This window comes from Pseudomonas sp. Tof1 (genome assembly GCF_055390395.1).
The window spans coordinates 4,864,860-4,887,070 of record NZ_AP024344.1 but is presented as its reverse complement, the minus strand read 5'-3'; the positions used below and the strand labels follow the sequence as shown (position 1 = coordinate 4,887,070).

General features: G+C 64.2%; 14 protein-coding genes and 2 pseudogenes. 5 read left to right on the top strand and 11 right to left on the bottom strand.

All coding sequences use genetic code 11. The annotated features are described in order from the left end of the window. Positions 1–93: 93 nt before the first annotated feature. From ACZ5KU_RS21965 to pvdM, 5 genes and pseudogenes are all read right to left on the bottom strand, one after another. Positions 94–2,556 carry a TonB-dependent siderophore receptor gene (locus tag ACZ5KU_RS21965; protein ID WP_464736265.1) on the bottom strand — a complete coding sequence of 821 codons (2,463 nt, stop codon included), beginning with the start codon at positions 2,554–2,556 and terminating at the stop codon, positions 94–96. A 248-nt stretch (positions 2,557–2,804) separates the two neighbouring features. Then, a complete protein-coding gene (locus tag ACZ5KU_RS21960; RefSeq protein ID WP_464736264.1) occupies positions 2,805–4,469 on the bottom strand; it encodes a cyclic peptide export ABC transporter in 1,665 nt (554 codons plus the stop codon). Between the two features lie 82 nt (positions 4,470–4,551). After that, positions 4,552–5,451, bottom strand: coding sequence for a dihydropyoverdine dehydrogenase (pvdO, locus tag ACZ5KU_RS21955; RefSeq protein WP_054060706.1), 900 nt, complete (start codon positions 5,449–5,451; stop codon positions 4,552–4,554). Between the two features lie 56 nt (positions 5,452–5,507). Continuing rightward, a complete protein-coding gene (gene pvdN, locus ACZ5KU_RS21950; protein WP_054060705.1) occupies positions 5,508–6,797 on the bottom strand; it encodes a pyoverdine-tailoring periplasmic protein PvdN in 1,290 nt (429 codons plus the stop codon). A gap of 89 nt (positions 6,798–6,886) precedes the next feature. Beyond that, positions 6,887–8,217 (bottom strand): annotated as a pseudogene (pvdM, locus tag ACZ5KU_RS21945) (pyoverdine-tailoring dipeptidase-like protein PvdM). Positions 8,218–8,396: 179 nt separating this feature from the next. On the opposite strand from pvdM, the gene pvdP reads away from it, so the two are divergent. Next, a complete protein-coding gene (pvdP, locus tag ACZ5KU_RS21940) occupies positions 8,397–10,016 on the top strand; it encodes a pyoverdine maturation tyrosinase PvdP (RefSeq protein ID WP_464736263.1) in 1,620 nt (539 codons plus the stop codon). Between the two features lie 159 nt (positions 10,017–10,175). On the opposite strand, the gene ACZ5KU_RS21935 is transcribed toward pvdP, so the two are convergent. From ACZ5KU_RS21935 to ACZ5KU_RS21925, 3 genes are read right to left on the bottom strand one after another with little or no spacing between them, the layout of a single operon-like run. Next, positions 10,176–11,549, bottom strand: a complete 1,374-nt coding sequence (locus tag ACZ5KU_RS21935; protein WP_416769829.1) for an efflux transporter outer membrane subunit — start codon at positions 11,547–11,549, stop codon at positions 10,176–10,178. A gap of 7 nt (positions 11,550–11,556) precedes the next feature. After that, the gene (locus ACZ5KU_RS21930; RefSeq protein WP_464736262.1) at positions 11,557–13,530 is read right to left on the bottom strand and encodes a MacB family efflux pump subunit; all 1,974 of its coding nucleotides are present in this window, start codon (positions 13,528–13,530) and stop codon (positions 11,557–11,559) included. Then, on the bottom strand, positions 13,531–14,706 hold the full coding sequence (locus ACZ5KU_RS21925) for an efflux RND transporter periplasmic adaptor subunit (RefSeq protein WP_054056553.1): 1,176 nt from the start codon (positions 14,704–14,706) through the stop codon (positions 13,531–13,533). Positions 14,707–14,983: 277 nt separating this feature from the next. On the opposite strand from ACZ5KU_RS21925, the gene ACZ5KU_RS21920 reads away from it, so the two are divergent. The 4 genes and pseudogenes from ACZ5KU_RS21920 to ACZ5KU_RS21905 all read left to right on the top strand — a co-directional run bounded on the left by ACZ5KU_RS21920 (position 14,984) and on the right by ACZ5KU_RS21905 (position 20,334). Further along, complete coding sequence (locus tag ACZ5KU_RS21920; protein ID WP_054056554.1) at positions 14,984–15,466, top strand: sigma-70 family RNA polymerase sigma factor; 483 nt, start codon at positions 14,984–14,986, stop codon at positions 15,464–15,466. Between the two features lie 497 nt (positions 15,467–15,963). Next, the gene (gene mgtA, locus ACZ5KU_RS21915) at positions 15,964–18,729 is read left to right on the top strand and encodes a magnesium-translocating P-type ATPase (protein WP_054056555.1); all 2,766 of its coding nucleotides are present in this window, start codon (positions 15,964–15,966) and stop codon (positions 18,727–18,729) included. 27 nt (positions 18,730–18,756) lie between these two features. Further along, positions 18,757–19,472: pseudogene (locus tag ACZ5KU_RS21910) on the top strand (MgtC/SapB family protein). A gap of 235 nt (positions 19,473–19,707) precedes the next feature. After that, complete coding sequence (locus tag ACZ5KU_RS21905) at positions 19,708–20,334, top strand: response regulator transcription factor (protein ID WP_054056557.1); 627 nt, start codon at positions 19,708–19,710, stop codon at positions 20,332–20,334. Between the two features lie 3 nt (positions 20,335–20,337). Here the strand turns inward: ACZ5KU_RS21905 and dkgB are convergent, their stop codons facing one another. From dkgB to ACZ5KU_RS21890, 3 genes are all read right to left on the bottom strand, one after another. Continuing rightward, positions 20,338–21,141 (bottom strand): 2,5-didehydrogluconate reductase DkgB, encoded by an 804-nt coding sequence (gene dkgB, locus ACZ5KU_RS21900; RefSeq protein ID WP_416769822.1) that lies wholly within the window; start codon positions 21,139–21,141, stop codon positions 20,338–20,340. A gap of 109 nt (positions 21,142–21,250) precedes the next feature. Then, positions 21,251–21,472, bottom strand: coding sequence for a helix-turn-helix domain-containing protein (locus ACZ5KU_RS21895; protein ID WP_416769821.1), 222 nt, complete (start codon positions 21,470–21,472; stop codon positions 21,251–21,253). 9 nt (positions 21,473–21,481) lie between these two features. Beyond that, entirely contained in the window at positions 21,482–22,033 is a 552-nt protein-coding gene (locus tag ACZ5KU_RS21890; RefSeq protein WP_416769819.1) for a DUF2975 domain-containing protein, read from the bottom strand. Between the last annotated feature and the right edge of the window lie 178 nt (positions 22,034–22,211).

The window sequence follows — 22,211 nt, the reverse complement described above, 5'->3', positions numbered from 1 at the left end:
ACTGATTGTGTGGCGGGCCCGCACGCCAGAAACAGTCGCCCATAAAAAAACCAAGGGTCGCCCCTTGGTTCTTTTGACGCCAACCTTGTGCGATCAGAAGTCGCCGCGCAGGGTGACCATGAAGTTGCGAGGTTCGCCGTAGTAGCTGCCGCGACGCAGTTCGCCGGTCGCCTCGTAGTACTTCTTGTCGAAGACGTTCTTCAGGTCGAACGACAGTTTCCAGTGGTCGTCCAGCTTGTATTGCGTGCGTGCATCCCAGATGGCCCGGCCCGGGTTGGCGACAGTCTGGCCTTGGTACTGAGACGAGTAGCCGCTCTGGGTCGACACGCCTCCGCCCACGCTGAGGCGATTCAGGTCGCCTTGGAGGTTATACATGGTGGAAAGGCGCAGCATGTGCTTCGGCGTTTCCGCATCGATGGATTTACCATCGTCACCACGGGTGATGTTGTAAGTGTACCCGGCCGCCATCTGCCAACCGGTAGCGATCTCGCCGCTGGCTTCCAGCTCTACACCTTTACTGGTGCTGGGAGGGCCGTTCTCATAGCAAGAACCATCAGCATTGAATTGTGGGCAACTGGAGTTTTCTATCGCCTTGTACAGATCCTTTTGCTTGATGTAGAAAACCGCGGCGGACAGATTCAGGCGCCCGTCATACAGTGCTCCCTTGATACCCGTTTCATAGTTGGAGCCGGTGGTTGGTTCCAATCCTTTCCCTGACTCATCCCGGTAATTGCTTTGTGGACGGAAGATATCCGCATAGCTGGCATACCACGACCATTGTTCGTTCAGATCGTAGATAACTCCTGCGAACGGTGTGAACTTCTTGTCTTCACGGTAGTTGTTGGAAGAGATGTCAGTCGGCGTGGCGGTGTAGTCATACCTTGTGTTGTCGTTCTTGTACCAGCTCAGGCGGCCGCCTAGCACAAGGCTCAGGGGCTCGGCCAAGCGCAGCCGTAAGGTACTGTAGAGGCCATACTGGCGCTGGGTGATATCGTCCAGGCTCTGCCAAGCTGGCTGTTCTGGCTTGGGGATTAGGTTGTGATTGGGGTCGAAGACGTCTATCGGCAGGCCGATCCCGACCTGGGCCTGCTTGCTCAAGGTGTGCTGTTGTGACCAGTTGGCACCTACCATCAGCTCATGAGTCAAACCGAAGGCGTCGAAGTTACCCGAAATGTTTCCGTCAATTCCCTTGCTGGTAATGTATTCACGACGGAACTGCGTGGCGCTGAGTTCGGTGTTGCTCAGTGTCACCGGATCGACGGCGCCTTGAGCATAAGCTGCGCGCTGGTTGAACATGCTCTCCGACTGAGTGACCGATATTTTGGAACTCCAGTTATCGTTGATGTGGTGTTCCAAGTCGGCGAAGACTTCGTTGACTTCGATCGAGTGACGGTTCCAGTTCTGGCCCAGCGATGTGGAGCGCGAGACATCGAGGGCGTGTCCGTCGGTGTAGCGGGGCAGGCCATAGATGGTGTACCCCTCGTAAACCGTACGCTGGTGGCGCAGTCCGACAGCCAGGGTAGTGGAGTCGTTCAGATCAGCCTCGACGATGCCGTACAGCAACGGAGTCTGGGAATTGAGCCCATCCTGGAAGTAGCCACGATCCTCATAGGCGACTACGGCGCGACCGCGCAGGGTGCCTTGCTCGTTCAATCGACTGCTGCCGTCCAGGTCCATGCGGTAGTTGTCCCAGGAACCGGCACTGGTGGTGATCGAGAAGTGTGGATCGGAGGTAGGGCGCTTGCGTACCAGGTTCACCGCGCCGCCTGGATTACCCACACCCAGGAGCAGACCAGCGGAGCCGCGCAGGACTTCAACTCGGTCGAATACCGCCATGTCGGGACGGAGCCAGCCGGTTAGGTTGTAGGCCAGCCCTGGAACACCGTCGATCAGATAGCTGTCATCTTCCAGGGTGAAACCTCGGGAGTTGAACACGTTACCGCCGAAGTTGCGATTGGAGCGGGTGATACCGGTAGTCTGCTCCATCACCTCATCGAGCTTGGTGAGGTTCTTGTCATCCATCTGCTGGCGGGTCACCACCGTGACCGACTGCGGTGTTTCCCGCAGCGAATGCGCGGTCTTGCCGATGGTCACCGCGCCGGTGGTGTAGGAGCCGGTGCCGTCGGTGCTGGTGCCCAGGGTCTGGGCCTGCCCGCTGATGGTGGTGGCCGCCAGGTTCAGGCCCGAGCTGGTGGTGGCCGGGGCACTGCTCAGGGTCAGGGTGTCGCCCTGGAAGCTGTAGTTCACACCGGTGTTCTTCAGCAACTCGCTGGCCGCCTGGCCCGGGGTGAGCTTGCCCTTGACCGCTGCCCCCTGCAGGCCCTGCACCCGCTCCGGGTTGTACAGCACCTGAATATTGCCCTGGCGCCCCAGTTCCTGCAGGGCCGCCGCCAGTGGCTGGGCGGCGATGTTGAATTCGAACTCCTGGGCCTGTACCTGTGCAGCCATCGGCAGTGCCAGCGCCATCCCCATGGCGCCGAGCGTGACAGGCGAGCGCAGCATCTTGCGAACCAGCAAGGCCTTGCTCAAGGGGGTCAGTCGATGTGTTGTCGGCATTCTTTCAGCTCTTTCTAAGTGTGGAAAAGCGAGTAGGAATTGTTCTTACTTGAGAAGAAGACGCACCAGCCCGACAAAATCGGAAAACAAAGCGGAAAAATTTCGGTGAGGGGGCGTTCTTCCATGGGCGTTGTGCGCGCAACGCAATGCCGGAGGGACTGTCGGGTCGCTGGCTATAGGAAGAACGAACGGGCGGCGGGGTAATTTAGGCGGGTTCACCCCGCGCCTTGCGCGCGGGGTGGTGGGGGTCAGGCGGGTACGGCCTCGCGTTGCACGCGTTCGACCTGGATCTGCCCGGCCTGCATGCGCACCAGTTGGTCGGCCACCGGGAAATAACGGTCATCGTGGGAGATGACGATGATGGTCTTGCCCTGGTCGCGCAGCTCGGGCAGCAGCTCGGTGTAGAACACCCGGCGAAACGCCGGATCCTGGTCGGCGGCCCATTCGTCGAACACCAGCACCGGGCGTTGTTCCAGCCAGGCATTGAGCAGCGCCAGGCGCTTGCGCTGGCCGGTGGACAGATCGGTGGTGCTGAAGCTGCCGTCGCGGATGCTGACCTTGTGGGCGATGTCCAGGCGTTCCAGGTACTTGATCGACTCCGGTGGCAGCGGCGTGCCGCCCTGGGCCACTTCGTCGAACAGGTAGTAGTCGGCGAAGATGGTGGTGAACAGCTGGCGATAGTCGTCCAGGCCCTGGGCGCTGACCGGGCTGCCATTGAGGCGGACTTCGCCGTGTTGTGGCGTGTACAGGCCCAGCAGCAGCTTGATCAGGGTGGTCTTGCCGCAACCGTTCTCGCCGACGATGAAGACGATTTCGCCCTGGCGGATGGTCAGGTCGACCGGTCCCAGGTGAAACGGCGGAACGCCTTCGACCGGCGGGTAGTCGTAGCGCAACTGGCGCAGCTCGATGCTCTGCAGCGGCGTCGGCCCGATGTCCCGGTCGCTCACCAGCAGGTGCGGTTCCGGCGAGGAGAAGCGCCACGACAGCTCGGCGATGCGGCGGAAGGCGATCTCGGCGCGGCTGATGCTCGGGATGGTGGTGACCAGTCGTTCCAGCGGCCCCTTCATGTACAGCATGACCAGTACGAAGCCGCCGAGTACGGTCTTGTCGGTGTTCGGCCAGAACGCCTGGAAGGTGATGGCGATGCCGATCACCGCGAAGAACAGCATGGAGCCGAACGTCTCGGCACTGACGAAGATGTTCGCCGCCCGGATGTTGGCCTGGCTGATGCGTTCGGTGGTGCCGTGGATCTGCTGGTCGTGCATGAACTGGCGGCGCTGGCGCTGGATGCGCAGTTCCTTGGCCCCGGCGGAAATCGCCTGGTAGTGCTTCTGCAGCTCGTCTTCGCCGTCCCGCGCCCGCAGGATGCTGCGCATGCCGACGCGGTGGGCGAGCCACTGCGCGCCGCTGCCGATGACCACGGTCAACAGGGTCAGGGCCAGAATCTGCCAGGACAGCGCGGCCAGGTAGGCCAGGCAGCCGACGGTGACGGTGAAGGCGATCACCATCGGGGCCACCGACAGGGCGAAGGTGCTGATGGTGCTGACATCGTTGAGCAGCACCGGGATCAGCCGGTGGGCACGGTAACGTTCCAGTTGCTCGATGGGCGCCACCAGCACCTTGGCGGCCAGTTCCTGCCGCAGCCGGGCGACCACCCGCTGGCCCACGTAGTTGGTCAGCAGGTTGGAAAGGGTCGAGCAGGCCAGGGTCAGCACGCACAGGCCGCCAAACAGCAGGGCGATACGGGTGTCCGGGCCACCGCTCGCATTCATGGCGTCGTTGATGGTCGCCAGCAGGGCGGTGACGCTGAGGCCGCTGACAACCCCCAGGGCGGCCGAGAGGACCACCAGCAGCCAGAAGGGCTTGAGGATCCTCAGGGTTTCCTGGGCGAGGCTTTGTGCTTGGAGAGGCATGGGGGCTACTCGTGAAGGTCTTCGGAAGCAGGCGCCGCGCACGGCGCCCTGAACTCTTTAGACGAGCGTTTCGGGGTGGGATTTAGAGTTCGCGCACGACACGAAAACCCAGCCAGTCGCCGCGGGTGTACTCGCTGCGCTCGTTGCGGTTGGCGGAGCGGGAGAAGACCGGCGCTTCGGTCCAGTCGTTGCCGCGGATCGAACGGCGGTCCTCGCATTCCTGGCTGTCCAGGCGCGGGCTGCCGTCGGTCGGTGCCCCCTGGTAGGTGTCGACATAGCAGTCGGCGGTCCATTCCCAGACATTGCCGTGGCCGTCATAGACGCCGAAGGCGTTGGGCGGGAAGCTGCCGGCCGGCGAGGTGTAGCTGAAACCGTCCGCCGGGCCGTAGGTGTTGGCGTGTTTGGCGATGCTGTATTCCTTGCCCTCGTCGAAGGGGAACGGGAAGGGGCCCTTGGTGCCCCCGCGCACGGCGTATTCACGCTGGGCCTCGCTGACCAGGTGATAGGCCTTGCCGGTTTTCTTCGACAGCCACTTCGTATAGGCCTCGGCCTCACGCCAGTCCATGCAGACCGCCGGCTGCCGGTCGCTCATGGGGTAGCGCGGCTCGCCGGCCAGGCACTCGCGGCCCGGGCGGGTATCACCGTCCGGCATCTTGTAGCCGGTGCTGTGCAGGTAGGCTTTCCATTCGCCGGCCAGTACCTGGAAGCGGCTGATGGCGAAAGCCTTCTTGAAGGTGACCTCATGCATCGGCCCTTCGTCCGGCTCGCGGCCGATCTCGTCCTCGGGGCTGCCCATGGTGAAGGTGCCGGCGGGCAGCACCACCATTTCCGGGCAGTCCTTGCAGTCCTTGAACACCTTGCCCGGCAGCGGCGCGCTGGCGGCGAAGGCATTGCCGCACAGCCCGCTGGCGAACAGGGCGGCGAGGGTCAGGGCCGACCGGAGGCCGACACGGGAGCGTGTGCAGGTGGATTGTGCTGTCATGGGATCTCTCGCAGGCAGAAGTCTGAAAACGGTGGGTCGTACCGCCGGGCAGCGGTTCATAGCTGCTGGCCGAGCAGGGTCATGAAGCGGTCCAGTTCGGCTTCGGTATTGAGCAGGCCGGGAGCCGTGCGCACCACTGGCCCTACGTCCCGGTCCACCGCATCGACCACCACCTTGTTCTTGAGCAGGCGGGCGGCGACCTGGTCGCTGTCCTGGCCCTTGACCCGGAAGAAGCTGAAGCCGGCCGACAGTTCCGGGCTCATGGGCGTGACCAGTTCGATGCGTGAGTCGGCCTGCAGACGTTGCTTGAGCTCGCTGTTGAGGGCGTGGATCCGCGCCTGCACATCGGCCTTGCCCAGTTCCAGGTGCAGTTCGAAGGCCTGGTCCAGGGCCCAGCGGTGTTCGAAGGCGTGGTAACCGCCCGGGCTCATCGAGGTGGCGAAGTTGGTGTCCTCGGAAAAGGTCGGTTCCAGCGGCGTGACGTCCCTGACCTCTTCCGAACGGGCGCAGACGATACCGGTGCCGCGTGGGCCGAACATCCACTTGTGGGTGCCGGCGATGAAGAAGTCGCAGTGCATGTCCGGGAAGTCGAGGTTGTCGACACCGAAGCCGTGGACCCCATCGACCACGTAGAGAATGCGGTCCTTGTCGTCACGATTGCGGTTGTGTTCCTCCACCAGCTTGCCGATCTCGCCGATCGGCAGCTTGACTCCGCTGCCGGACTGTACCCAGGTCATGCCCAGTACCCGGGTTTGCGGCTGGATGGCGCGGGCGATGTTGCCCAGCACTTCATCGGCCGAGACCCGGTGAGGGTTCTCGAACAGGCTGATCTTGCGCACGCGGGTGCCTTCGCGTTCGGTGCGCAACCGCAGGGTATTGCGGGTCGAGTAATGCTCGTGCTCGGTGGTGAGGATTTCCTGATCGGGGCGTACATGGATACCGCCGTAGATCATCGCCAGGCCTTCGGTGGTGCTGCCGGTCAGGGCGATCTGGCCCGGCTGGGCCTTCAGGTAGCGCCCGGCGGCATGGCGCACCTGGCTTTCGCGTTTCCAGGTTTCGGCCAGGTCCCAGTCCATCGCCAGGCCCGGGTTGCGGTCGAGGGCCGCGCGGTAGCGCTCGATGGCGTCGCGTACCGGCTTGGGGTGGCTGGTGACCAGGAAGTTCGAGAAGTGCAGGTAGTCCGGGTCCTGGTCGAACAGTTGGCGCAGTTGCGCCCATTTGTCGCCACCCTGGGCAGCTTTGGCGGTCGCTGCGGGAGCAGCGGTGGCCAGGTCCAGGCTGGCCCCGAGCGGTAGGCTGGCAGCGAGCAGGCCGGCCTGTTTGAGAAAGGTTCTGCGGTCAGTCATGAAGGATCACTTGGACGGTCTGGATAATGGATCGGTGCTCAACGGGAACGGTCAAGACCGTTTCCCGTATCAAGAAGGACCGGGGATGCTCAGTGCTTGGCCGCCTTCTGCACCTGGTCCCAGACCCGCAGGAAGTTGCCGCCCCAGAGCTTGGCGATATCGGCTTCGGAATAGCCGCGCTGGAGCAGTTCGGCGGTCACGTTGCGTGCCTCGCTGACGTCCTTGAAACCGTCGATACCGCCGCCGTCGTTGAAGTCCGAGCTGATGCCGACGTGGTCGATGCCGATTTTCTTCACCGCATAGTCGATGGCGTTGCCGAAGTCCTCGAGGTCGGCCTTGGGTTCCTGGTCGAGGATCGCGTACAGCTCGCTGGCGTACTCGCCGAAGCGCTGTTCCGGCCAGACGGTGATGATCGGATCGCCAGGCATCAGCGCCATCGCCTGGTTGGGCAGCGGCGGCAGGTCGAAGCGCTTGCGCAGGGCGTTGAGCTTGTCCTGGGTCGGTTGGCTCAAGGGCCGCAGGTAGGCCGGGAAGGCGACGATCTGGACCACGCCACCGCTGTTCTTGATCAGTTGCATTTCCTGGTCGCTGAGGTTGCGCGGGATATCCACCAGCGCGCGGGGTGCCGAGTGCGACGCGACCATCGGCGTGCGGCTCAACTGGCTGACCTGTTCCAGGGCCTTGGTCGACATCTGCGAGACGTCGATGATCACCCCCAGGTCATTGAGACGATGCACCGCCTGCTTGCCGATATCGGACAAGCCGCCCAGGGCGTCGGGGGTATCGTTGAGAAACGGCAGCGGGCGGGACGAGTCGGCCCAGTCGTTGTTGCCCACGTAGCTGAAGCCGAACATGCGCATGCCGCGCGCGGTCCAGGTGTCCAGCAGGCTGAGGTCGTGGCCCAGCGGGTAGGCGTTGAGCATGCTGATGAAGATCGCGAACTTGCCTTCGCCATGCAGCCGGCGCATGTCATCGGGGTGTAGGCGATGCCGACGCGGTTGGGGAAGTCGCGGACCATGCCGGTGATGATCTTGTAGCGCACTTCCTGTTGCTTGCGCGCCTCGTCGACGAAGCCCGCTGTCGGGCGATGGGGTGCATTCGGCCCGTTCCAGATCTCCGGCCAGCCGAACACGGTCAGCGCGGCGGCGGACAGGCGCCCGCGGTCGGCCTTGACCAGGTCGAACTGGCCGGAGCCGTCCTTGTCCGCCTCGCGGCCTTCGGCGCCGAAGGTCAGTGGCACGGTGATGTGGCTGTCGAACGAGATGATCCGTTCCTGCAGTTCGTCCGCCTGCTTGACGATATTCAGCGGGTATCCCTGGTTGGGCCAGTACTGCCAGCCCAGCCAGGCCGAGGCGGCGCCGATGGCCAGGGCCAGGGGCAGACCGATGTAGAGAGCCTTTTTCGAACGCGGTTTTGTCATTGCCATCTCATTCTGGTTCGCAGGTCACAGGCAGCCACAAGGGCTTTCGCTATCTGGGAAGAACGAGCGCAGGTGTCGGGAATTTAGCGCTTTCGGGGTTCGCGACAGGCTAAATTTCCCCCGCGGTTCAACGTCCTAGCTGGGATAAGGCCTGCTTCAGGGCCGACACAGGTAGGGCGATGACGATTTCTCGACGAGGATTCATAGCGGGCCTGGCGCTTACCGGCGCCGCCATCCCCGCGGCTTATTACGCACACCGTGAACTGACGCGCGAGGACGAGCCGATCACACCGGGCGAGGCCACGGTCGATCTGCTCGACACGGCAGGCCAACGCCTGGCCGACAACTTGCGCGGTGTCTGGAACATTCGTTTCGAGGGCCGCGATGCCGGTCTGGCCGGCCTGCCCCTGGAAGGGGTGCAGGTGTTGCTCGACATTGCTCCGCGTGGCCGGGCGGTCTGCGGTTTCATCGACACGGCCGAGGGCCTGCGTGGCGCGGCCGAACCGCGCCTGCGGGTGGTCGGCGACCTGGCGGTGGCCGATGGTGCACGGCTGTTCTGGCGGCTGTTCCGCGGCACCGAGGTGTTCCCCGAATACGAGCTGAGCATGGTCCTCGACGAGGTCTGGGGCACCTATGGCAATGCTGGCAGCGGCACCCTCACCGGACGTATCGAGCGCCTTGACCGGCCACTGGCGCTGACCCAGCTGGACAGTCGCTTCGTCGCCACCAAGCACACCTTTCCCGAAGCCCGCGACCGCATCGGCTTGAGTGCGCCGCTGCTGACCTGGCTGGTGTCGCCCGAGCATCGGTTGTTCCACCAGCTCTGGCACGCCACCCGGGACAAGTGGCACACCCTGCCCGAAGACAAGCGTGACGGCCTGCGCGGCATCGGCTGGCAGCCCGGACCCCGGAACAAGGAGCGCGATGCCCGTGGGCCGCGCAAGGACCGCAATGGTTCGGGAATCGACTTCTTCTTCATGCATAGGCACATGCTGCAGGCGGCGCGCGCGATCCAGCCGTTGCCGTCCTGGCGCCGCTTCCCGCCGCCGCAGCCGGAGCTGGAGCGTGATCGCCAGGGCTTTGTCCGCTACTTCGACAACCATGACGGCTGGGCCGTGCCGCCGACCTGGCTGGCCGAGGACGATGACGACTACAGTCAATGGGTCAGCGACATCAAGAGCAGCGAGACCTACCACAGCAACTTCCAGGTCTGGGAGTCGCAGTACACCGACCCGCGTTACCTGTCGAAGCTGACCCTGGGCCAGTTCGGCTCGGAACTCGAGCTGGGCCTGCATGACTGGCTGCACATGCGCTGGGCCGCGGTGCCCCGCGATCCGTCCAACGATGCACCGGTGCCGATGGCCCGCGAGTTCACCGATTTCGCCCCGCGCTGGTTCCGGCCGGAAAACGATTTTCTCGGCGACCCGTTTTCCTCCCATGTGCACCCGGTGTTCTGGCTGTTCCATGGCTGGATCGACGATCGGATCGAGGACTGGTTCCGTGCCCACGAGCGTTTTCATCCGGGCCAGGTCACCCGCCTGCAGGTCAATGGCGTGCCGTGGTTCGCCCCCGGGCGCTGGGTCGAGGTGGATGATCCGTGGCTGGGGCCGAGTACCCATGGCTGCAGTACCACGCCGGGCCTGAGTGTCGGCAAGTCGGTGGAGATGGACCCGGAGACCATGAAGTTGGCGCTGCGTATCACCTTCGCCGACGACAAGGGGCTGTCCGGCCTGTTGAAGCGCGTGCCGCGACGCCCGTGGTATGCCCGCCACCTGTCGCTGAAAGATCGTTTCTTCTAAGGTTCCTGTGAATGGGCGCGGCGCGCCCTGCGAGGCGTTCCCACGCGGAGCGTGGGAACGTCGATGGCTATTCGCGAGTGGGCCTGGAGCGTCCGGGGCGGGCGTTGGATCGTGGGAGTGCAGCCGATGACGCTGGGCGTCACCGTCAGCGGAACAGCATCAGAACTCGCTCCAGCCCCCACCCACGGCCTTGTACAGGGCGATACTCGCCTGCAGGCGGCTCAGCCGCAACTGCACGTTCAGGTCTTCGGCGGCGTACAGCGTACGTTGGGTTTCCAGCACGGTCAGCAGGTCGGCGGCGCCCGCCCGGTAGCGGCTTTGGGACAGCTCGAAGGCGGCCTTGGCCTGCCGCAGTTCCTCTTCCTGCCACTGGCGTTGCTGGTCCAGGCGCTCGATGCTGTTGAGCGCCTTCTCGACATCGGCAAAGCCATTGATGATCGCCCCGCGATAGCTTTCCAGCAGTTCCTCTTCACGGGCCGTGGCCTTGTCCCGTTGCGCCCGCAGGCGACCGTGGTTGAACACCGGTGCGACCAGTCCGGCGGTCAGGTTGTAGAACGGCGTGCGCAGGGCCTCGGAGGCTTCGCTCGACTCCGAGCCCAGGCGGGCGCTCAAGGTCAGCTTCGGCAGCAGCGCCGCCCGTGCCACCTTGACGTCGGCCTGGGCCGCCGCCAACTGGGCCTCGGCGCGGGCGATGTCCGGACGGCGGCTGAGCAGCTCGCTGGGCAGGCCGGCATCGATCCGCGGCCAGCCCAGGCTGGAGAAGGGCAGGCTGCCGATCTTCAGGGCCTGCACCGGTTGGCCGAGCAGGGCGGCCAGGCTGATCAGCGATTCCCCGGCCTGTTGCTGGATCAGCGGCAACTGGCGCTGCTGGGCGGCAACCAGGCTTTTCTGCTGGGCCAACTCCAGGGCGGTGGCCGAGCCTGAGTCGTAACGGGTCTGCACCAGCTTGAGCACGCTCTGGGCATTGACCAGGTTCAGTTCGGCGATGCGCAGCTGCTCGCGCGCGGACAGGGTGCGGGCGTACTGGTCGGCGACGCCGCCGAGCAGGGTCAGTTCCACCGTGGCCCGGTCGAACTCGCTGGCGCGCAGGCTCTGCAGGGCGCTGTCGCGGCTGGCGGCCAGCCCGCCCCAGAAGTCCACCTCGTAGGTGGCGCTGAGGCCGGCACCGAAGCTCTTGCTGTTGTTGTCGCTGTCGGCGGTGCCGTGCAGCAGCTTGTTGCGGCTGGCGTCCAGGTTCAGGTCGACCTGTGGCAGCAGCGGGGCGCCGGCGATCACCGCGCTGGCTCGGGCCTGGCGCACCCGTGCCGCGGCGGCGGCGATGTCGTGGCTGCCCAGGCGCGCCTGGTCGATCAGTTGGTCGAGTTCGGGGCTGCCAAACTGTCGCCACCATTGGCGATGATCCTGTTGCAGTGCCGAGCGTTGGGCGAACTGCCAGGCGGCGGGCGGCACCAGGCCGCTGTCCGGATGGGGCGCGGGGCCGCTGCAGGCATTGAGCAGCAGGCACACCGTAAGCAGGGAGAGTTGCGGCTTCATAGATCGATCATTCACTGGTAAGGGCTGCCACCGGATCGAGCCGGGCGGCTTTGCGGGCCGGCATGAAGCCGAAGATCACCCCGGTGACCAGGGCACAGGCGAAGGCACCGGTCACGGCGGCCAGGGAGAAGGCCACGGCGACCTTGCTCAGTATCAGGATGCCGCCGACGCCCAGGGCCAGCACCACGCCGGCCAGGCCGCCGACCACCGAGAGCATCACCGCTTCGGTGAGGAACTGGCGCAGGATGTCCCGCTGGCGGGCGCCGGTGGCCATGCGAATGCCGATTTCCCGGGTGCGTTCGCGGACGGTCATGAGCATGATGTTCATCACGCCGATCCCGCCCACCAGCAGCGAGATGGCGGCAATCGAGCCGAGCATCAGCGACAGGGTGTTCTGGGTCCGGGCTTCGGCCTGGATCATTGCCGCGTTATTGGTCAGGCGGAAGTCGCGGCGGCCGTTGTGCAGGGTCATCATCACCTGGTCGATGGCGCGCTCGGCGTCCCTGACGTTGCGTCCGTCGCTGGTGGCGATGGCCACGTACTCCGGGTTGCGGGTGCCGAACAGGCGGACGCTGGCGGCGGAGTAGGGAATCGCCACCCGCTCGTCGCTGTCGGTCTCGCCGGAGGTGGCGCCTTTTTCCTGGAGCACGCCCACCACCTGGAACGGTACGTTCTCGATCAGCAGGTACTGGCCGATGGGTGTGGGCAGGTGGGCGAACAGCTTTTCGCGAATCTTGTGGCCGATCACCGCCACCGCCGCGCCGCTTCTGGCATCGTCCTGGGTGAAATAGCTGCCTTCGACCACCGGCCAGTTGAAGATCGCCGGGAACTGGGTGTCGTTGCCGCCGACATAGGCGTTGTGGTCCAGATTGCCGAAACGGACCGTGGCGTCATTGCCGTTGACCGGCATGATCATTTTCACCTGGGGCAGCGCCGACAGCGCCGCCACGTCGTCCAGGGTGATGATGCCCAGTGGCGCACGGGGCGCGGGAGCGGAACCGCTCAGGTAGATGATGTTGGAGCCGAAGGCGCCCATCTGGGCGATGACCTGGCGCTTGCTGCCTTCGCCCACCGCCAGCATGACCACCACCGAGGCGACGCCGATGACGATGCCGAGCAGGGTCAGGGCCGTGCGGAAGCGGTTGATCCACATCACCCGCCAGGCGGCCTGCACAGCCTCGAGCAGTTCGCTTTTCCAGGCACCGTTGTACTCGCTGCCGTCGCTCAGGCGCTGGCGCAGGTCCACGGCCTGCAGGGAGCCGGGGGTGGCAGTGGCTGGGGTGGCGTCGGCCTGGGTGGCGCTGTCGCTGATGATCAGCCCGTCGCGGATTTCGATGATGCGCTTGGCGCGGGCGGCGACCTCCCGGTCGTGGGTGATCAGGATCACCACGTGGCCCTGGCTCGCCAGTTCGTCGAGCAGGGTCATCACCTCGGCCCCGCTATGGCTGTCGAGGGCGCCGGTGGGTTCGTCGGCGAGAATGATATGGCCGCCGTTCATCAGGGCACGGGCGATCGACACCCGTTGCTGCTGGCCGCCGGACAACTGGTGCGGGCGATTGCCGCGGCGGCTGGCCAGGCCCAGGCGGTCGAGCAGGGCGGCGGCCCGGGCATGGCGCTCGGTCGCCGGAGTGCCCGCGTAGATGGCCGGCATCTCGACGTTTTCCTGGGCCGAGCCGGAGGGGATCAGGTGATAGCCCTGGAACACGAAGCCGAAGGCCTCGCGGCGCAGCCAGGCCAGTTCGTCGGTGTCGAGTTCGGCCACCGGCTCGCCGGCGAAGCGGTAGCTGCCGGAGGTGGGGCGGTCGAGGCAGCCGAGAATGTTCATCAGGGTCGACTTGCCCGAGCCCGAGGCACCCACGATGGCGACGAACTCGCCGGCATGGATCGACAGGTCGATGCCGCGCAATACGTCCACCCGTGGGCTGTCTTCGCCACCGTAGGATTTACGGATGTCCTGCAGTTCGATCAGTGGCGTTTGCATTCAGCCTCCGCTACCGACGGCCGGGCCGATCAGCAGATGGTCGCCCTCGGCCAGGCCGTCGAGCACCTGTATGCGCAGGCGGTCGCTGATGCCGGTGCGCACTTCACGGGTCTCGATCCGGCCCTCCGGGGTGACGACCCTGGCGGTCTGCCGGTGGGGCTCGTCGCCACCCTGCAGGGCGGCGATCGGTGCGGTGAGGACGTTCTGCGCGCGATCGGCGACGAAGAATACCTGGGTGGTCATTTCCGCCATCAGGGCCTGGTCGGCGTTATCGACATCCAGCAGCACGGTATACAGCACCACCCGTGCGGCACCGCTCTTGCTGCTGCCGCTGGGGCTGTTGCTGCCGCTCTGGCTGGACTGTTCCAGGGGCTTGGGCGGTACCGGCAGGATCTGCCGCACGGTGCTGCTCCAGCGCCGGTTGCCACCGCTGAGGGTGGTGAAGTAGGCGTTCATGCCCGGTTTGACGTGACCGATGTCGGCTTCGGAGACTTCGGCCCAGACGGTCATCGGCGACAGCTTGGCGATGCGCAGGATCAGCGGCGTCTGCTGCTGGGCATTGAGGGTCTGGCCCTCGCGGGCATCGAGGGCGACCACGGTGCCGGCCATGGGGGCGTAGATGCGGGTGTAGCCCAGTTCCGCCTCGGCACTGCGCAGGCTGGCCTGGGCCTGGAGGATCTGCGCCTGGAACATGTCGATGCGCGCCTGGGTGGTGCGCATCTCGGCCTGGGCGCTCTGGATGTCCTCGACCCGGGTGGCGCCGCCGGCATTGAGCTGCAACTGGCGCTGGTATTTCTGCCGGGCCAGGTCATGCAGGGCACGCTGCTCCTGGAGCTGGGCCCTGAGGTTTTCGATGGAGTAGCGGCCCGCGTCGAGCCTGGCCTTCTGCGTCGATGGATCGATCTCGACCAGCAACTGGCCCTCCTTGACCGGGTCGCCGACCTCGACGTGAATCTTGTGGATCTGCCCGGAGGCCTGGGCGCCGACATCGACGTAACGGCGCGGTTGCAGGGTGCCAAGGGCGGTCACGCTGCTTTCTATGTCACCACGATTGACCGTGACGGTGGCGAAACTGTCGCGCCCCGGCGGCAGGATCTGCCAGGTGGCGAAGGCAATGACAGGGATCAGGCAGAGCGAGACAAGCAGGGCGCGTCGGGTGCGTCGAGGACGTTTCATGCAGGGTTCCAGCCGATGGAAGATCGATCCGTGATCACGCCAGCGGGCTGTTTCCGGCTGCTGGCAGGGACACGGGAGATTTCAGTTAGACGAGAAGCCCGGTTGCGAATTTAAGTCTTTGTCCGGCCCTGTTTTTCCAGACATTTCAGGCTTTTGCCCGGGAACACTTTAAATCTATATGAGAATTACTATAAATTACATCTTTTCAAACTGCCATCATCGAGCCCTGGCCGCCGATGGCTCAGGGACAGGCCCGCCGAGCGTGCGGACAGGAGTCATGTTGGAAAACTACTACCGCGAGCTGGTGTGTTTCCTCAATGCGAAACTGGGCAACCGTCAGGTTGTCGAGGATGTGGTGCATGATGCCTATTTACGCGTGCTGGAGCGCTCCAGCGATACTCCGATCGAACAGCCGCGGGCCTTCCTCTATCGCACGGCGATGAACCTGATGATCGACGACCATCGGCGCAATGCCGTGCGCCAGAACGAGCCTTTGGCGGTGCTCGATACCGATGAGCGGTTTTTCAGTCCTTCGCCACAGACCGCACTGGACCATGACCTGCGCCTGCACATGCTGCAACGTGCCCTGGCCGAGCTGCCGCGCCTGTGCCGCGACAGTTTCATGCTGCGCAAGCTGGAGGGCCTGTCGCACCCGGAGATCGCCGAACGCCTGAACATCTCCCGCAGCCTGGTGGAAAAGCACATCGTCAACGCGATGAAACACTGCCGTACCCGTATGCGCCAGTGGGACTGTGAATGAGGCCGGGCGGCCCGAACCTGAACCCTTCCTGAAGAACTTTCCGGTAGCGCTGCGAAACACTTTGTTACCGTTTACGCTGCAAATGTCGAAGTGTAAGCTTCGCGCGTTTTCATCCATTGCGGAGGCCCATGTGGGTACTTGTTCGAGTGACAGTAGTCGGCCGGTTCCGATGACCGGCATATTCTCGGCAAGATAACGCGCAGTCTCTCCCTGCCGTTGTCTCGCCCGAAAGCGAGAAGCGGCATCCCGATCACGCCCCTGGTGGCGGTATCCCGAAGTCCCTTTTCCCGACACTGAACAGCCTGTGATGCGGCCCCCGTGGCCCGTCGCGACGCTATCGACGCGCCCGGCGTTTGTGCCAGGCGGCCGGCCGTGCCTGTCCCATCCGGGGCAATGCACGCTGGCGGTAACCCGCCTGCGGACTCTGCTCGCAAGATCAACGTCGCCCGTGCTCCTGCCGTTGCAGGAGCCGGGCCGGTGGTACGGGAGGCAGCCCCATGAAACTCACCCTGTTGAAAGAATTCTTTGCCGGTTTCCTGCGGACCCGGCACTTCGCCCGGCACTTCCGCCGCCTGGCCCTGCTCGAAAGCATGACCGACGCGACGGTCAGCCGCGAGGTCCCGCCGACCCTGGCGCAGACCCTGGTGGCGGCGGCCAACGATCATCCCCAGGGACTGATGGAGCGCCTCGGTGCCCATGCCGACGGCTTGAGCGAAGCCCAGGCCCAGGTCCTGCGCGAGCAGTTCGGGCTCAACGAGGTCGAGCATGAGCAGCCGCTGCCGTGGTGGATGCACCTGTGGCACTGCTACAAGAACCCCTTCAACCTGCTGCTGACCCTGCTGGCGCTGATCTCCTGGCTGACCGACGACCTCAAGGCCGCCACGGTGATTTTCTCCATGGTGGTGCTCTCGACCCTGCTGCGCTTCTGGCAGGAAGCCAAGTCGAACAAGGCCGCCGATGCCCTCAAGGCCATGGTCAGCAACACCGCGACGGTCATGCGCCGGGATTTCGCCGCGGACACCACGCCGGTGTTCGGCAAGTTCCATGCGGCCAGCGCACAGGTGCAAGGTGCCCAGCGCATCGAGTTGCCAATCCGCCAACTGGTACCGGGCGACCTGATCGTGCTCTCGGCCGGCGACATGATTCCCGCCGACTGCCGGGTACTGACCGCCAAGGACCTGTTCGTCAGCCAGGCGGCGATGACCGGCGAGTCGATGCCGGTGGAGAAGTTCGTCCGCCAGATCGACCCCAGCGCCACCAACCCGCTGGATCTGGACAACATCCTGTTCATGGGCACCAACGTGGTCTCCGGGGCCGCCACCGCGGTGGTGCTGACCACCGGCAACAATACCTATTTCGGCGCCCTGGCCCAGCGGGTCAGCGCCACCGACCGTGCGCCGACCTCGTTCCAGCACGGGGTCAACAAGGTCAGCTGGCTGCTGATCCGCTTCATGTTCGTGATGGCGCCGCTGGTGCTGTTCATCAATGGCTTCACCAAGGGCGACTGGATGGAGGCGCTGCTGTTCGCGCTGTCGATCGCCGTCGGCCTGACCCCGGAAATGCTGCCGATGATCGTCACTTCGACCCTGGCCAAGGGCGCGGTGTTTCTGTCGCGCAAGAAGGTCATCGTCAAGCGCCTGGACGCGATCCAGAACTTCGGCGCCATGGACGTGCTGTGCACCGACAAGACCGGCACCCTGACCCAGGACAAGATTTTCCTGGCCCGCCATGTCGACGTCTGGGGCGAGGAGTCCGAGGACGTGCTGGAAATGGCCTACCTCAACAGCTACTACCAGACCGGCCTGAAGAACCTGCTGGACGTCGCCGTGCTCGAGCACGTCGAGATCGACCGCGAGCTGCAGGTCGGCACCGCGTTCCAGAAGGTCGATGAGATTCCGTTCGACTTCAACCGCCGGCGCATGTCGGTGGTGGTGGCCGAGCAGAACCGTCCGCACCTGCTGATCTGCAAGGGCGCGGTGGAGGAAGTGTTGTCGGTGTGCACCCGGGTTCGCCACGGCGAAGCCGAGGTGGCGCTGAGCGACGAACTGCTGGCGCGGATTCGCCAGGTCACCGCGGCCTTCAACGAGGAGGGCCTGCGGGTGGTGGCGGTTGCCGCGCGTTCCATGGAAGCCGGGAGCGACGTCTACAGCCTGGCGGACGAGCAGGACCTGACCCTGATCGGCTACGTGGCCTTCCTCGACCCGCCCAAGGAAAGCACCGCGCCGGCCCTGCGCGCGCTGGCCGAACATGGTGTCGCGGTGAAGGTGCTGACCGGTGACAACGAACTGGTCACCGCCAAGATCTGCCGTGAGGTCGGCCTGGAGCAGCAGGGCCTGCTGATGGGCAACGACATCGAGCGCATGAGCGACAAGCAGTTGGCCAAGGCGATCGAGACCACCAACGTGTTCGCCAAGCTGACCCCGTCGCACAAGGAACGCATCGTCCGCCTGCTCAAGGCCAACGGCCATGTGGTCGGTTTCATGGGCGACGGCATCAACGACGCACCGGCCCTGCGCACCGCCGATATCGGGATCTCGGTGGACAGCGCGGTGGACATCGCCAAGGAAGCGGCCGACATCATCCTGCTGGAAAAGAGCCTGATGGTGCTGGAGGAGGGCGTGCTCGAAGGGCGGCGGACCTTCGCCAACATGCTCAAGTACATCAAGATGACCGCCAGCTCGAACTTCGGCAACGTGTTCTCGGTGCTGGTGGCCAGTGCCTTCATTCCGTTCCTGCCGATGCTGCCGATGCACCTGCTGGTACAGAACCTGCTCTACGACATTTCGCAGATCGCCATCCCCTTCGACAATGTCGACGAGGACCTGCTACGCAAGCCGCAGCGCTGGCAGCCGGCGGACGTCGGGCGTTTCATGTTCTTCTTCGGGCCGATCAGTTCGATCTTTGACATCACCACGTTCGCCTTGATGTGGTATGTCTTCGATGCCAACACCCCGGATCACCAGACGCTGTTCCAGTCGGGCTGGTTCGTGGTCGGCCTGCTGACCCAGACGCTGATCGTGCACATGATCCGCACACCGAAGATTCCGTTCCTGCAAAGCCGCGCGGCGATGCCGCTGATGGTGATGACCGGGATCATCATGGCGGTGGGGATCTTCCTGCCGATGGGTCCGCTGGCGCACTACTTCAAACTGCAGGCGTTGCCGTCGCTGTACTTCGTGTTCCTGCCGGCGATCCTGCTGGCGTACATGGCGCTGACGCAGGCGGTGAAGGGCTTCTACAGCCGGCGGTTCGGTTGGCAGTGATCCGCGTATCGACCCTGGAGTGAATGGATGAAGGCCCTGGACAACATCAACCTCGACTCGCTGACCGACACCCTGGTCAGCCTCGGTGCGGCCTTCATCCTCGGCGGCCTGATCGGCTTCGAGCGCCAATACCGGCAGCGTACCGCCGGCCTGCGCACCAACGTGCTGGTGGCGGTCGGCGCGGCGATCTTCGTCGACATGGCCAACCGTCTCGGCGGCGCCGAAGGCGCGGTGCGGGTGGTCGCCTATGTGGTGTCCGGCATCGGCTTTCTCGGGCCGGGGTGATCATGCGCGAGGAGGGCAACGTCCGCGGCCTGAACACCGCAGCCACCCTGTGGGGCTCGGCAGCAGTCGGTGCCTGTGCCGGGGCCGACCTGATCCTCGAAGCGCTGCTCGGCACCCTGTTCGTGCTGGCGGCGAACACCCTGCTGCGGCCGATCGTCAACTACATCAACCGCCAGCCGCTGGACGTGGTCTCGGCGGAAGTCACCTACATCCTCTACCTGACCGCCCTGCGGGCCGAGCAGAAGGTCGTGCTGTCGCTGCTGGAGAAGGAACTGGAGCGCAGCAACTACCCGGCCAGCGACGTCGAGGTACGCACGGTCGGCGACGACGAAGTGGAGATCGAGGCGACCCTGGCGGCCACCTCGATCGATGGCGACGAACTGGATGCGCTGGTGGCGCGATTGTCGACCTCCAGCCGGGTGCAGCAGGCGTTCTGGAGTCCAAGCACCACCGATTGAACCGCATCTACCGTTGCGGCAGCCTGGTCTTGGGATTATTCCTACATATCTCGCCGGCCCCGCTCGCTAAAGTGCGCGATCCGTCCGGTTGGCCCTTGAGGTCGCCAGGGGACGTGCCAAGGCAGGTTTTCGAGAACTTTCCTACACTTGAGTTCGTTGGATCCCTTTCTCTTTCGATCGATGCAAGCACGTACCTGTCTCAAGCAGTGGCCGGCGTACTTCTCAAGGATTTGCGATGCGTACAGCACTGATTGTGGACGATCACCCGTTCGTTCGCCTGGCTATCAAGATATTGCTGGAGAAACTCGACTACGAGGTGCTCGCCGAGGCCGACAACGGCGTCGATGCGGTGCAGCGGGCGCGAGAACTGGAACCGCAGTTGATCGTGATGGACCTGAATATTCCCCGCCTCGATGGCCTGGAAGTCATCACCCGTATCAGCGCGCTGGGACTGCCCAGCAGGATCGTGGTGCTGACCGAGCAATCGCCGGAGTTCTACTCCGAGCGCTGCATGCGCGCCGGTGCCCTGGGCTATGTCTCCAAGACCGCCGAACTCGATGAGTTGCAACTGGCGGTGCGGGCGGTGATGCTCAACAAGAGTTTCTTCCCCCGTCTCGAAGATCACGGGCGCATGGCCGCCCATGTCAACGAAACCGAGGCACGCCAGATCGAGAACCTCAGCAATCGCGAACTGAGCATCCTGCGCTACATCGCCCGCGGCATGAAGAACAAGGAGATCAGCGAGCTGATGTTGCTCAGCGACAAGACCGTGAGCACCTACAAGACCCGGCTGATCGACAAGCTGAACCTGAAGTCGGTGGTCGCGCTGGCGGAGTTCGCCAAGCGCAACCAGTTGCTCTGAGGCTCAGTCCCAGGCCGGGGCGAGGCCGGCCGGGCTGGTCAGGCGGTGGCCGCGTTCCAGGCCGGCGATCAGCGCCATGTCGTCGTCGCTCAGGCGCAGCTCGCGGGCCTTGAGGTTGCTGGCCAGGTTCTCGCGTCGGGTCGAGGAGGGGATCACCGCGTAGCCCAGTTGCATGGCCCAGGCCAGGGTTACCTGGGCCGGGGTGGCCTGGTGCCGTTCGGCGATCTGCTGGATGACCGGGTCCTTGAGCACTTCACCGTAGGCCAGGGTCATGTACGAGGTGATCCGGATACCCTGGCTCCGGGCGAACTCGACGACCTTGCGGTTCTGCAGGTAGGGGTGCAGTTCGATCTGGTTGGTGGCGATCTGTTCGGCACCGACGGCGGCGATGGCCTGTTGCATCAGGTCGATGGTGAAGTTGGAGATACCGATCTGGCGGGTCAGGCCCAACTCCTTGGCCTCCAGCAGGGCGGCCATGAATTCGGCGACCGGTACTTCATCCGCGGGCGATGGCCAGTGGATCAGGGTCAGGTCGAGGTAATCGGTACCGAGTTTGCGCAGGCTGTCCCGGAGGCTGGGGATCAGCTTGTCCTGGGCGAAGTTGGCGACCCAGATCTTGCTGGTGATGAACAGCTCGTCGCGGGCCACGCCGCTGGCGGCGATGGCCTGGCCGACTTCGGCTTCGTTCTCGTAGATCTGGGCGGTATCGATGACCCGGTAGCCCAGCTCGAGGGCGGTCTTCACCGAATCGATGACGACCTGGCCCTGCAGGCGGAAGGTACCGAGACCAAAGGCGGGAATGGACATGCTTGACTCCTGGAATGAGGGGGAATGGGCAGGAGTATCCCGGTCCTCATCTTTGAGAAAAATAGGGAGTCAAGCAAAGGAATCTTTACCGGTAATCACGAATAGGCGGTCACTCCTCCAGCGCCTCGGCCTCTGTGTAACTGAGCAGATCGCCCGGCTGGCAGTCGAGAAAGGCGCAGATCGCTTCCAGCGTCGAGAGACGGAAGCCCTTCACCTTGCCTTGCTTGAGCAGTGACAGATTCTGTTCGGTGATGCCGATGGCGGCGGCCAGGTCCTTGGACTTGACCTTGCGCTGGGCGAGCATGACATCCAGTTTTATTTCGATTGGCATCGTTGGGTCCTAGACAAACTGCTGGTTTTCACGGGCCAGCGAGCAGGCATTGTAGAGAATCTTCGCAATCAGCGTGATCGAGGCGGCGAGAAACAGGGCGACCAACTGCGCCGAGCTGAAGCCCAGGGTCAGCATGCGCTGGCCTGCCGGCAGCAGGAAGGTCATCCACACGCTCAAGGCCGGCTCCAGCAACAGGCTGCCCAGTACCCAGTAGGCGACGCTCTTGCCGAGCTTGCCCAGGTGTTCGGCAGAACCGGCCGAAAAGTAATCGCCACGGCTGTAGGCCTGGAACAGGCTGCGCAGGGCCAGCAGCCCTCGTGCCAGGACCAGCAACGGGATGCTCGACAGCAGGATGCAGCCGGCGACCTGCCATGACGGCATGTCGGCAACGCTGGTGTTGTAGCGGGTGGCCAGCAGCCCCAGGTTGAAGCCGATGCCGTAGTCGCTGACCAGGCTGGGGTAGAACCAGCAGGCGATATTGGCCAGCAGCATGGCAATGATCAGCAGCAGAGTGGCGTGGGCAAGGAGCCGGCTGTGGTTGGACAGGCGATCGAGAGTCATGACACGTCCTTTGTAAGATCGATGATTTGCAAGGATGAACGCCCGAAGCGGGCGGCGTGAAATGAATATATTGCAGTAATTATTTACTGTAAAACGATAATTTTATCCGTTTGTAACTGATTGATTGTCCGTTGGGTCAAGCCAGGCCACGGAGCTGACCGTTCCCTTGAGGGAACGG

Bases quoted from the DNA above. Each gene is read 5' to 3' on its own strand.
- ACZ5KU_RS21965 (WP_464736265.1), bottom strand. From the start codon at position 2,556: ATGCCGACAACACATCGACTGACCCCCTTGAGCAAGGCCTTGCTGGTT.
- ACZ5KU_RS21960 (WP_464736264.1), bottom strand. From the start codon at position 4,469: ATGCCTCTCCAAGCACAAAGCCTCGCCCAGGAAACCCTGAGGATCCTC.
- pvdO (WP_054060706.1), bottom strand. From the start codon at position 5,451: ATGACAGCACAATCCACCTGCACACGCTCCCGTGTCGGCCTCCGGTCG.
- pvdN (WP_054060705.1), bottom strand. From the start codon at position 6,797: ATGACTGACCGCAGAACCTTTCTCAAACAGGCCGGCCTGCTCGCTGCC.
- pvdP (WP_464736263.1), top strand. From the start codon at position 8,397: ATGACGATTTCTCGACGAGGATTCATAGCGGGCCTGGCGCTTACCGGC.
- ACZ5KU_RS21935 (WP_416769829.1), bottom strand. From the start codon at position 11,549: ATGAAGCCGCAACTCTCCCTGCTTACGGTGTGCCTGCTGCTCAATGCC.
- ACZ5KU_RS21930 (WP_464736262.1), bottom strand. From the start codon at position 13,530: ATGCAAACGCCACTGATCGAACTGCAGGACATCCGTAAATCCTACGGT.
- ACZ5KU_RS21925 (WP_054056553.1), bottom strand. From the start codon at position 14,706: ATGAAACGTCCTCGACGCACCCGACGCGCCCTGCTTGTCTCGCTCTGC.
- ACZ5KU_RS21920 (WP_054056554.1), top strand. From the start codon at position 14,984: ATGTTGGAAAACTACTACCGCGAGCTGGTGTGTTTCCTCAATGCGAAA.
- mgtA (WP_054056555.1), top strand. From the start codon at position 15,964: ATGAAACTCACCCTGTTGAAAGAATTCTTTGCCGGTTTCCTGCGGACC.
- ACZ5KU_RS21905 (WP_054056557.1), top strand. From the start codon at position 19,708: ATGCGTACAGCACTGATTGTGGACGATCACCCGTTCGTTCGCCTGGCT.
- dkgB (WP_416769822.1), bottom strand. From the start codon at position 21,141: ATGTCCATTCCCGCCTTTGGTCTCGGTACCTTCCGCCTGCAGGGCCAG.
- ACZ5KU_RS21895 (WP_416769821.1), bottom strand. From the start codon at position 21,472: ATGCCAATCGAAATAAAACTGGATGTCATGCTCGCCCAGCGCAAGGTC.
- ACZ5KU_RS21890 (WP_416769819.1), bottom strand. From the start codon at position 22,033: ATGACTCTCGATCGCCTGTCCAACCACAGCCGGCTCCTTGCCCACGCC.